5 protein-coding genes and 2 pseudogenes are annotated in these 11,737 nt (G+C 68.7%); 3 read left to right on the top strand and 4 right to left on the bottom strand.

Annotated elements, in window-relative coordinates; genetic code table 11:
* Nucleotides 1-49 precede the first annotated feature (49 nt).
* Nucleotides 50-1,312 (top strand): 2-oxoglutarate dehydrogenase complex dihydrolipoyllysine-residue succinyltransferase, encoded by a 1,263-nt coding sequence (gene odhB, locus LRS10_RS05925; RefSeq protein WP_257836442.1) that lies wholly within the window; start codon nucleotides 50-52, stop codon nucleotides 1,310-1,312.
* A 57-nt stretch (nucleotides 1,313-1,369) separates the two neighbouring features.
* On the opposite strand, the gene LRS10_RS05920 is transcribed toward odhB, so the two are convergent.
* Complete coding sequence (locus tag LRS10_RS05920; RefSeq protein ID WP_257836441.1) at nucleotides 1,370-2,443, bottom strand: citrate synthase/methylcitrate synthase; 1,074 nt, start codon at nucleotides 2,441-2,443, stop codon at nucleotides 1,370-1,372.
* 79 nt (nucleotides 2,444-2,522) lie between these two features.
* Here LRS10_RS05920 and LRS10_RS05915 point away from each other — a divergent pair, with 79 nt between their 5' ends.
* Nucleotides 2,523-3,686 carry a citrate synthase gene (locus LRS10_RS05915; protein WP_257836440.1) on the top strand — a complete coding sequence of 388 codons (1,164 nt, stop codon included), beginning with the start codon at nucleotides 2,523-2,525 and terminating at the stop codon, nucleotides 3,684-3,686.
* 6 nt (nucleotides 3,687-3,692) lie between these two features.
* Here the strand turns inward: LRS10_RS05915 and gltB are convergent.
* Both gltB and LRS10_RS05905 read right to left on the bottom strand, forming a co-directional pair.
* A pseudogene (gene gltB, locus LRS10_RS05910) lies at nucleotides 3,693-8,242 on the bottom strand (glutamate synthase large subunit).
* A 5-nt stretch (nucleotides 8,243-8,247) separates the two neighbouring features.
* A complete protein-coding gene (locus LRS10_RS05905; protein WP_257836439.1) occupies nucleotides 8,248-9,684 on the bottom strand; it encodes an NAD(P)-dependent oxidoreductase in 1,437 nt (478 codons plus the stop codon).
* A gap of 210 nt (nucleotides 9,685-9,894) precedes the next feature.
* On the opposite strand from LRS10_RS05905, the gene LRS10_RS05900 reads away from it, so the two are divergent.
* Nucleotides 9,895-10,695, top strand: a complete 801-nt coding sequence (locus LRS10_RS05900) for an undecaprenyl-diphosphate phosphatase (RefSeq protein WP_257836438.1) — start codon at nucleotides 9,895-9,897, stop codon at nucleotides 10,693-10,695.
* On the opposite strand, the pseudogene LRS10_RS05895 reads toward LRS10_RS05900, so the two are convergent.
* Nucleotides 10,692-11,671, bottom strand: a pseudogene (locus LRS10_RS05895) (complex I NDUFA9 subunit family protein). The gene LRS10_RS05900 and the pseudogene LRS10_RS05895 overlap by 4 nt on opposite strands.
* Nucleotides 11,672-11,737: the final 66 nt, after the last annotated feature.

Raw genomic sequence — 11,737 nt, 5'->3', positions numbered from 1 at the left:
CTGCCAACCGACTTTGTTTGTGTCCGAGATCTAAGGAGCGATCCCGAAAATGGCCGACATCATGACCCCGGCGCTGGGCGAGTCCGTCACCGAAGCCACGGTGGCGCGCTGGACCAAGAAGGCCGGCGATGCGGTTCGCAAGGACGAGATCCTGGTCGAGCTCGAGACGGACAAGGTGAGCCTGGAAGTGGCTGCGCCATCGGACGGCGTGCTGGGCGAGATCACCGCGCCGGAAGGCGCGACGGTCGAGCCCGGCGCGGTGCTGGGCAAGATCACCGAGGGCGCGGCGGCCGCCGCTCCTAAGGCGCCGCCCGCCGCCGCGCCGACCTCCACGCCGACGCCTGTCCCGGCCGGCGAGCTGCAGCCGGAGCCCACGCCCGGCAAGGCCCCGCCGACCTCGGCTCCGATCCCCGACACCTCGGCCCCGAAAGCCGAGAAGGTGCTGGCGCCCTCGGCCCAGCGCATCGTCGGCGAGAACAAGCTGGATGCTGCGTCGATCTCCGGCACCGGCAAGGACGGCCGCGTGACCAAGGCCGACGCCCTGGCCGCGCTCGAGAACCGCGCCAAGGCTCCGGCCGCGCCCACCGCGCCGTCCGCGCCGCGGGAACTCCACGAGCGCGAAGAGCGCGTGAAGATGACCCGCCTGCGCCAGACGATCGCGCGCCGGCTGAAGGAGGCCCAGAACGCAGCGGCCATGCTCACCACCTTCAACGAGGTGGACATGACCAACGTCATGGCGCTGCGGAATTCCTACAAGGATCAGTTCGAGAAGAAGCACGGCGTGAAGCTGGGTTTCATGAGCTTCTTCGTGCGCGCGGTGATCCACGGCCTGAAGCAGGTGCCCGAGGTCAACGCCGAGATCGACGGCACGGACATCATCTTCAAGAACCACTACGATATCTCGGTCGCCGTCGGCACCGAGAAGGGCCTCGTGACCCCGGTCGTCCGTGACGCCGACCTGATGAGCCTCGCCGAGATCGAGAAGGAGATCGGCGCGCTGGGCAAGAAGGCCCGCGACGGCCAGCTGGCGCTCGAAGACCTGCAGGGCGGCACCTTCACCATCTCGAACGGCGGCGTGTACGGCTCGCTGATGTCGACGCCGATCCTGAATGCGCCCCAGTCGGGCATCCTGGGCATGCACAAGATCCAGGAGCGCCCGATGGTCGTGAACGGCCAGATCGTGGCGCGGCCGATGATGTATCTCGCGCTGAGCTACGATCACCGGATCGTCGACGGAAAGGGCGCTGTGACCTTCCTGGTCCACGTCAAGGAAGCCATCGAAGACCCGCAGCGCCTGCTGCTGGACGTCTAAAGTCAGGCAAAGAGCTGACGAAGGGCCGCGCGGCGAAGGTCGCGCGGCCCTTCGCTCTCAGGCCGCCTGCTTCGGCTGCGGGCCCACGTAGACCGATTGCGGGCGGATGATGCGGCCGCCGGCGAGCTGTTCGCGGGCATGCGCCAGCCAGCCGGCGACGCGGCCCATGGCGAAGACGCACGTGAACGCGCTCGGTGGGAACTGCAGGGCCTCGAGCAGGAGCGCCGTGTAGAACTCGACGTTGGTCTCCAGCGCCCGGTCCGGCTTCTTCTCGCGCAGGATGGCCAGCGCGGCCGCCTCGACGGCCTCGGCGAACTCAATCCGACCTTGACGTGCGTCGAGCCAGCGGACGGCTTGCTTGAGGGCGTCCGCGCGGGGATCGCGGACCCGATAGATGCGGTGGCCGAAGCCCATCAGCCGGTCGCCGCGGGCCAGCGCCGCCTCGATCCACACCCGGGCGTGCGCAGGCTCACCGATTTCGTCCAGCATTTCGATCACGGGCCCAGGAGCCCCGCCGTGCAGCGGGCCCTTGAGTGCGCTGATGCCAGCAAGCACGGCCGAGGTCAGACCGGCGCGGGTGGAGGCCACCACGCGGGCGGCGAAGGTCGAGGCGTTGAGGCCGTGGTCGCTGACGGTGACGAGGTAGGTGTCCAGCGCATCGGCCTCCGCCTCCGTCGCCGGCGTGCCCCGGAGCATGCGCAGGGCGTCGGCTGCGTGGCGCAGCTCGGCGTTGGGTGCGACCGGCGCCTCGCCGGCCTGGGCGCGGACCACGGCGGCCGTGAACACCGCCGGTGCGGCCAGCAGCCGGAACGCGGTGGCGGCGTCGTCGCCGTCAGCGAGGCGGGCGGTCAAGGCCCGCATGGCCTCGATCGGCGTGCGGTCCAGCAAGCCGGTGTCGAGCGCCGCGACCTCTCCGAAGACCTCGATCCGCGCGCGCCCGAGTGCGGCGCGGATATCGGTCGGCAGGTCAGGGTAGAAGCCGCCGAACAGCAGACCGACGAGATCCTCGAAGCTCGTCCGCCCGGCGAGTTCGTCCAGCGAGCGGCCGCGGATGATCAGACGACCGGCTTGGCCGTCTACCTCCGAGAGCACCGTGTGTGCGGCGACGACGCCTTCAAGTCCGTCCGACATGTGAAGCTCCTAAGCTCTTGCCGGACGACAGATCTGGGCTGATCCTCTTCGGGTCAATCTTGATCAACCTAATCAATATATGCTCCGACCTGACTGGATCGCCGCCGACGACGCGCTGATGCGTTTGGGGGTGCGGCCGCAGACGCTCTACGCCTACGTGAGCCGCGGCCGCGTCCAGGTGCGCGTCGACCCGAAGGACCCACGGCGCAGGCTCTACCGGGCGGCGGACATCGCGGCCTTGGCGGAGCGCAAGTCGCGCAGTCGCCGGCTGTCCGACGTGGCGGCCGGGGCGATCCATTGGGGCGAGCCGGTGCTGGCGTCGGAGATCACGACGGTGGCCGGCGGGCGGCTCTTCTACCGTGGCCGAGACGCCATCCGGCTGGCCGAGACGGAAACGCTGGAGGCGATTGCACGCCTCCTGCGCGGCGGACACGGCGCAGCGCTCAAGCGGACCGAGCGCCCTCCGCCACCAGACGGCGTCGACATGCGAATGCGGGCGTATGCGGCGTTGGCCGCCCGCGCCGCCGTCGATCCGCCCGCGCGCGGACGGGCTCCGCTAGCGCTGGCCGTCGAGGCGGCGACGCTGATGGACGTGCTGACGGATGCGGTGGCCCGCGATGTCGGCGCGGGCGCGATCCACAATCGGCTGGCGCTGGCCTGGGGCCATGCGCCCGGTGGCGCAGGCGCGGATGTGATCCGGCGGATCCTCGTCCTGGTCGCCGATCACGAGCTGAACGCCTCGGCTTTCGCGGCGCGGGTGGCGGCGTCGACCGGCGCGTCGCTGGCGGCCTCGGCGCTGGCGGGCTTGGCGACCCTGTCCGGGCCTCGCCACGGCGGCGCAACGGCGGCGGTGCGGACCTTCGCCGCCGAGGCGGCTCAGGCGGGTCCCGCGGAGGCGATCCGCCGCCGGCTGCAGGACGACCGCGCCCTGCCGGGTTTCGGCCACCCGCTCTACCCGGACGGCGACCCGCGGGCGTCGGCCTTGTTGGAGCGCTTCAATATGCCCAAACCGCTCGCCGATCTGCAGCGAGCGGCGATGGAGGTCGCGGGCCTGCCGGCCAACATCGACTTCGCGCTAATGGCGGCGTGCGAAGCCCTAAGGCTGCCCAACGATGCGCCGTTTGCGCTGTTCAGCGTCGCCCGCTGCGCGGGCTGGATCGCCCACGCCATCGAGCAGGGCCAGTCGGACGCCCTGATCCGGCCCCGTGCGCGCTACGTGGGGCCGGAACCGGAGTTCGCCTAGCCGGCGCTAGGCCCTTCTGTGCACCGCTTCCTCGGCCTCGAGGGCATGGTCGAGGCGGCCGACCATCTCCTTCGGGCAGACCTGCCAGAACTTCTCCAGTGCGACGTCCCAGTTGCGCAGCAGGTCCTGGGCCAGCATCGAGCCTGTCTCGCGGGCGTGCTCCTCGACGAGGCCCTTCAGCACGCCCCGCCAGTGGGCGTTCGCCACCTTGCACGTGATCACGCTGTCCGCGTTCAGCGACATCTGGAACTCGCCGTCCTCGTCCAGCACGAAGGCCATGCCGCCGGTCATGCCAGCCGCGAAGTTGAAGCCGACCTTGCCCAGGATCACGGCCACGCCCCCGGTCATGTACTCGAGGCCGTTGGCGCCCACGCCCTCGACGACCGCCGTTGCGCCGGAGTTCCGGACGGCGAAGCGCTCGCCCGCGAGGCCGGCCGCGAATAGCCGGCCCGCGGTCGCCCCGTACAGCACGGTGTTGCCGATGATGGCGTTCTCGCGCGCCCGGCCCGCCAAGTGGGGCGAGGGCCGCACGACGATGGTGGCGCCCGACAGCCCCTTGCCCACGTAGTCGTTGGCCTCACCGGTCACCTCCAGCCGCAGTCCTTGCACGGCGAAGGCGCCGAGGCTCTGGCCAGCCGAGCCTCTCAGCTGCACGGTCAGGTGGCCGGGCGCGAGCCCGTCCATGCCGAACTTGCGCACAATGTGCGACGACGTCCGGGTGCCGATGGCCCGCGCGGTGTTCGCCACCGTGTAGGTCAGCTGCATCTTCTCGCCGCGCTCCAGCAGCGGGGCGGCGTCGCGGACGATCTGGGCGTCAAGTGTGTCCGGCACCTCGTTGCGACCGGTCATGGTGCAGTACGGCTTGTTGAGGCCAGGGTCGGCCTTCACGAGGGAGCGGGTTCAGATCGAGGTCGTCCAGGTGCTCGCCGCCGCGGGAGACCTGCATCAGCAGGTCGGTGCGGCCGACGATGTCCTGCAGGCTCCGCGCGCCCAACTGGCTCAGGATCTCGCGCACCTCCTCGGCGATGAAGGTGAAGAGGTTGATCACCTTCTCCGGCGTGCCGGTGAACTTGGCGCGGAGCGCCTCGTCCTGGGTGCAGACGCCCACCGGGCAGGTGTTGGAGTGGCACTGACGGACCATGATGCAGCCCATGGCGATCAGGCTGGCCGTGCCGATGCCGAACTCCTCGGCGCCCAGCATCGCGGCGATCACCACATCCCGACCTGTGCAGATCCCGCCATCCGTCCGCAGCCGGACGAAGTGACGCAGATTGTTCAGCGTCAGCACCTGATGAGCTTCCGAGAGGCCCATCTCCCAGGGTCCGCCGGCATATTTGATCGAGGTCTGGGGCGAGGCGCCGGTGCCGCCCACGTTGCCCGAGATCAGGATGATGTCGGCCTTGGCTTTGGCCACGCCCGCGGCGATCGCGCCGATGCCGGTCATGGCCACCAGCTTCACGGTGACCCTGGCGACGGGGTTGATCTGCTTCAGGTCGTAGATGAGCTGGGCCAGGTCCTCGATCGAGTAGATGTCGTGGTGTGGCGGCGGCGAGATCAGCATCACGCCCGGCGTCGCGTGCCGCAGCTTGGCGATCAGCTCGGTCACCTTGAAGCCGGGCAGCTGGCCGCCTTCGCCGGGCTTGGCGCCCTGGCTGACCTTGATCTCGATCTCGCGGCACTGGTTCAGGTACTCGGCGGTGACGCCGAACCGGCCGGACGCGATCTGCTTCACCGCCGAGTTCGGGTTGTCGCCGTTCGGCAGCGGCTTGTACCGCGCACGGTCCTCACCGCCCTCTCCGGACACCGACTTCGCGCCGATCCGGTTCATGGCGATGTTCAGCACGCCGTGCGCCTCAGGGCTGAGCGCGCCCAAGCTCATGCCCGGCGTGACGAAGCGCTTGCGGATTTCGTTGACGCTTTCGACCTCATCGAGCGCCACGGGCGTGCTGAGGTCATTGCGCCACTCCAGCAGGTCGCGGAGCTGAATCTGCGGCTGGCCGCGCAGCATCTCGGAGTAGCGCCTGAAAAGCTCGTAGTCCCCGCGGTCGCAGGCGCTCTGCAGCACGTGGATCGAGCGCGCCTCGAACGCGTGCGCTTCGCCGGCCCGGCGAGCCTTGTAGAAGCCGCCGACCGGCAGGCTGAGCGCCGCCGGGTTCCAGGCGCGGCGATGCAGCTCGACCGCCTTGGCCTCCAGGCCAGCCAGGCCGATGCCTGAGATGCGCGACGGCATGCCGGGGAAGAACTCGGCGACCAGCGACCGCGAGAGGCCGACCGCCTCGAAGTTGTAGCCGCCGCGGTACGAGGAGATGACGCTGATGCCCATCTTGGAGATGATCTTCAGCAGTCCGCCTTCGATAGCCTTCTTGTGGTTCAGGCACAGGTCGCGGAGCGTGAGCTCGCCCGTCAGGCCGCGCTCCTGCCGGTCCAGGAAGCTCTCCTGCGCCAGATAAGCGTTCACCGCCGTGGCGCCGACGCCGACCAGCACAGCGAAGTAATGGGTGTCGAGGCACTCGGCGGCGCGCACGATGATCGAGACATACGACCGCAAGCCCTTGGAAACCAGCCAGGCGTGAACGCCGCCCGTGGCGAGGATCATCGGCAGGGCGACGCGATCCGGCCCCGTCGCGGTATCGGTGAGTACGATCGTCGAGCATCCGCGCAGCGCCGCCTCCTCGGCCTCGGCGCGGATGCGGTCAAGGTTGGCGCGAAGCGCGTCGCCGGACCGCGATTCTGCGTGCGGGATCGGCATGGTGCAGTCGATCTCGGCGATGTTCTTCTCGCCGATCACGCCGATGACCCGGTCGTACATGCCGGTGGTCAGCACCGGCGAGTTGAGGACGAACACATCGGTCTGTGTTTCGTCCTCGGCCAGGACGTTGCCGAGGTTCTTGAATCGGGTCTTGAGGCTCATGACCGCCGTCTCGCGCAGCGAGTCGATCGGCGGGTTGGTCACCTGGCTGAAGTTCTGCCGGAAGAAGTGGCTGAGCGGCCGGTACTCGTTCGACAGCACCGCCAAGGGCGTGTCGTCACCCATGGAGCCGACGGCCTCCTTCGCCTCCTCGACCATCGGCGCGAGGATCAGCTCCAGGTCCTCGAGCGTGAGGCCGGCCGCCGCCTGGCGGCGCACCAGTTCTTCGCGAGGGTAGAGTCGCGGCTCGGGGCCGGGCCCGATGGCTTCCTCCAGTTCGACCATGTTGCCCAGCCAGCGGTCGTAGGGGGTGCTGGGCGGCGAGGCGGTCGATGATCGCCTCCTCATGGTAAAGCCGGCCTTCGGCGAGATCGACCGCCAGCATGCGGCCGGGCTCGATGTGCGCCTTGCGGACGATGCGCGCGTCTTCGACGCGGCACATGCCTGCTTCCGAACCGACGATCAGCAGGCCGTCGGATGTCTCGGCGACACGGAGCGGGCGCAGGCCGTTGCGGTCCTTGCCGGCCACCACCCAGCGGCCGTCCGTCGCGCACATGGCCGCGGGGCCGTCCCACGGCTCCATCACGGCGTTGCAATAGGCGTAAAGGGCGCGATGGCTGGCCTTCATCTGGGCGTCGGAGCGCGTGTTCCACGCCTCCGGGATCAGCAGGGTCTTGGCCATCGGTGCGTCGCGGCCGGCGCGCACCAGCACCTCGAAGGTGTTGTCCAGGGCCGCGCTGTCCGAGCCGCCCGGTTGGATCACCGGCTTGATGTCGTCCTGGTAGTCGCCGAAGGCCGAGGCCGCCATGCGGATCTCGTGCGACTTCATCCAGTTCGTATTGCCCTTCAGCGTGTTGATCTCGCCGTTGTGGGCGAGCATGCGGAACGGCTGGGCCAGCCGCCACTCGGGGAAGGTGTTGGTCGAGTAGCGCTGGTGGAAGATCGCCACCGCAGCCATGAACCGCGGATCGGTCAGGTCCGGATAGAACGTGTCGATGTGCTCGGCGAGGAACATGCCCTTGTAGATCAGCGACCGGGCCGACAGCGAGCAGATGTAGAAGTGCTGGATGTTGGCGGCGGCGACACGCTTCTCGATGCGCTTGCGGCAGAGGAACAGGGCGCGCTCCAAGGCGGCCCCCTCCATGCCGGGCGGCGGCGAGAGCATGATCTGCTCAATTTCGGGCCGGGTGGCGTTGGCCTTCTCGCCGATCACCGAGGTGTCGACCGGAACCTGGCGCCAGCCGTAGATGTAGAAGTCGAAGCGCAGCGCTTCGCTCTCCACGATGGTCCGGGCGGCCTCCTGGGAAGCCAAGTCCGTACGCGGCAGAAACACCTGGCCGACTGCGATCGGGCCCGGTCGCACCTTATGGCCGATGCGTTCGACGTGGGCGGCGAAGAAGTCCTGCGGGACCGACACGAGCACGCCGGCGCCGTCGCCGGTCTTTCCGTCGGCGTCGATGGCGCCGCGGTGCCAGACAGCCTTGAGTGCGCGGATGGCGAGTTCGACCACCTCGCGGCGCGGCTTGCCGTCGATCGCGCAGACCAGGCCGACACCGCAGGCGTCATGCTGAGCGGTGATGTCGTAGCCCCCGTTGGCCTCGAGCAGGGCTTCCCGGTCGCGTTCGTAGCGGGCGAGGATGTCCGTCATAGGTCCTACTCCGCCGCCATCAGGGCGGCTTGGGCGTGGGCGGTCAGGTAGCGGTCGATGGCTTCGGCCGCGTCGCGGCCGTCTCGGATGGCCCAGACCACGAGGCTGGCGCCCCGGACGATGTCGCCGGCGGCGAACACGCCCGGTAGCGACGTCATCATCGATCGGAAGTCGGTCTTCAGCGTGCCCCAGCGGGTGACGGCGAGGTCCTCGGCCTGAAACGTCTGCGGCAGGTCCTCGGGGTCGAAGCCCAGCGCCTTGATGACAAGGTCCGCCTTGAGCTCGAAGTCGGCGCCTTCCACTTCTTCCGGGCTTTGGCGGCCGCTGGCGTCGGGCGGGCCCAGGCGCATGCGCGCGGCCCGAACTCCGGCGGCGGCTAGCGCCTCGCCGGTCACCGACTTCGGCGCAGCCAACCACTCGAAGACCACGCCTTCCTCCTCGGCGTGCGCCACTTCACGCGCCGAGCCGGGCATGTTGGCCCTGTCGCGACGGTAGAGGCACGTGACCGAGGCTGCGTCCTGGCGGATCGCGGTCCGAACGCAGTCCATGGCGGTGTCGCCACCGCCGACCACGACCACGTGCTTGCCGACGGCATTGAGGCGCGGCTCGACCGCGCCATCGCCCAGCTGCTCGCGATTTGACGCAATCAGGTACTCGAGCGCCGGGACCACGCCCTCGGAGCCGGCGCCCGGCACGGCGAGATCGCGCGCCGCATAGACGCCGGTTGCGACCAGCACACTGTCATGGCGCTGCTTCAGCTCGGGCAAGGTGGCGTCGCGACCGACCTCGAAGCCCAGCTTGAACTCCACGCCGCCGTCCGCCAGCCGCCTGGTTCGGCGCTCGACGACCCCCTTCTCCAGCTTGAAGCCGGGAATGCCGTAAATCAGAAGCCCGCCGGGCCGGTCGTGCCGGTCGTAGACAGTGACGCTGTAGCCCAGCTCGACCAGCCGCTCGGCCGCGGCGAGGCCCGCAGGCCCGGCCCCGATGACGCCCACCGACTTACCGCGGCTCTCGCCGGCCACCAGCGGTTGGACCCAACCTTCTTCCCAGGCCTTGTCCGACAGATATCGCTCGACCGCGCCGATGGTGACGGTGCCGTGGCCCGACTGCTCGATGACGCAGTTGCCTTCGCACAGGCGGTCCTGCGGGCAAATGCGGCCGCAGATCTCCGGCATGGAGTTGGTGGCCTGCGACAGGGCGTAGGCTTCCTCGAGCCTGCCCTCGGCGGTCATCCGCAGCCAGTCCGGGATATTGTTATGGAGCGGGCAGTGGCTCTGGCAGAACGGCACCCCGCATTGCGAGCAACGTGACGCCTGCTCGGCGGCCTTGGCGTCGATGAAGTCCGCATAGATCTCGTGGAAGTCGTGCGAACGCGCCAGGGCTGGCCGCTTTTCGGGCGTAGAACGCTCGACGACAGTGAACTTCAGCATGCGCTCGGCCATGGGACGCCTCCTCCGCAGATCGCGCATTTAGAGGGGGAGCCGGCCGTCGCAAAGATGATGATCCAAAAACAAGACTATCAGAATTGGCTTCGAAGCATTTTGCGCGAGGGCCCCGGCGTCCGATCCGCTATTAGTCCAATTTTGAGATGAACTCCTTCTTCACCATAGTGCCGCCCCTTTGCGCCGCGTCACCGCTTACATGGAGCACTCATGCCGGACTGGGCCCTCGCCATCATCCTCGGCATCGTCGAGGGCCTAACGGAATTCATTCCGGTCTCCTCCACGGGCCACATCTTGTTGCTCGGCCACTTCCTGGGATTTGAATCCAAGGGGAAGGTCTTCGAGGTGATGATCCAGCTGGGGGCGATCCTGGCGGTGATCAGCGTGTACTTCGGCCGCCTCTGGTCAGTCGCGACGCACCTGCATACCGATCCCGCAGCGCGGCGTTTCGTGGCCTCTATCGTGTTGGCCTTCCTGCCCGCGGGCTTCGCCGGCTTCCTGCTGCATGACTACATCAAGGCGGTGCTGTTCGAGACGCCGGTGGTGATCTGCGTCAGCCTGGTCCTCGGCGGCTTTGCGCTCCTGGCGGTCGATCGCATCAAGCAGGAGCCGGTCCACACCGATGCCGGCGCCTTCCCGCTCAAGACCGCCTTCCTGATTGGGCTTTTTCAGTGCCTGGCGCTCATCCCCGGCGTGTCTCGGTCGGGCGCCACCGTGGCGGGCGCACTGCTCTTACGATGCGACAAGCGCTCGGCGGCGGAGTTCTCGTTCTTCCTGGCGATGCCGACGATGGCCGGGGCGTTCACGGTCGACCTGGCCAAGAACTACAAGCTCCTGAACGCCGACGACGCGGGAATCATTGCGCTAGGCTTCGTTTGCGCGCTGGTGGCGGCGGTCATCACCGTCCGTAAGGTGGTGGACTTCGTCGGCCGCCACGGCTTCGCGCCCTTCGCCTGGTGGCGGATCGGGGTCGGCCTGCTTGGCCTCGTCGGGCTGGCGATGCTGGGCTAGGCGCGGCCGCCCGCGATCGCCCGCGCTTCCTGGTCGGCGTATTGGCCGCCCTTGCGATAGCGATAGAGATAGGTCGGCAGCACCGCTTCCAGTGTTGTGGGCGTGATCCCAAGAGCGGTCAGACCCGGGTGCTGGCCGCTCGGTATGTTGTCGGCCTGCAGGCTTTTCACCTGATCCGAGGTCACCGGCGGCGGCACGATTCCCGCGATGAGATCGCCCAGGCCGCCCAGAAGGCCGGCGACGCCGAACGGCATCGGCAGGAGCAGGCGCCGCTGCTGTGGGTCTCTTCGAGCATCATTTCCATGAGCTGGCGGAACGTGAACTCGGCGGGGCCGCCCAACTCGTAAGTCTGGCCCGCCGCCTCGCTGTCGGTCACCGCGCGCGCTATGGCCTTGCCGACATCGCCGACGAAGACCGGCTGGAAGCGCGTTTGACCCCCGCCGATCAGCGGCAGGGCAGGCGAGAAGGACGCCATGGTGGCGAACTTGTTGAAGAACTTGTCCTCGGGGCCGAACACGACGGATGGCCGCAGGATCACGGCGTCGGAACGGACGGCCCGGACGGCCGCCTCGCCTTCGGCCTTGCTGCGCGAATAGGCCGAGAACCCGGCGGAGTCGGCGCCGAGGGCGGACATCTGCACGAGGCGCGTCACGCCGGCCGCCACCGCCGCCTCTGCGACAGCGCGAGCGCCGTCGACGTGGACCGCCTGAAACTTCTGGCGGCCGGTCTCATACAGCACGCCGACCAGGTTCACCGACGCGGTCGCTCCCTCCAGCGCGCGTCGCACCGATTCCGCATCGCGGACATTGGCTTGCACCACGTCGATCTGGCCCACGTCGCCCAACAGGCGCATGCGATAGCCGAGGCTCGGGTTGCGTACGGCGACCCGCACGCGCCAGCCGGCCCGGGCGAGCTGGCGGACGGCCTGATTGCCGACGAAGCCGGATCCACCGAAGACGGTGACGAGGTTCTGCATGGGTCGCGCTCAAGGAAAACGAGGGCTTTCGAGAGCCTGCGGATAGACGATGCGGCCCCCCGCCGC

The organism is Phenylobacterium sp. J426 (assembly GCF_024699945.1).
Taxonomy (GTDB): domain Bacteria; phylum Pseudomonadota; class Alphaproteobacteria; order Caulobacterales; family Caulobacteraceae; genus Phenylobacterium.
Note: the sequence above shows the minus strand (reverse complement) of the source record. Positions and strands in the feature narration are given on the sequence as shown.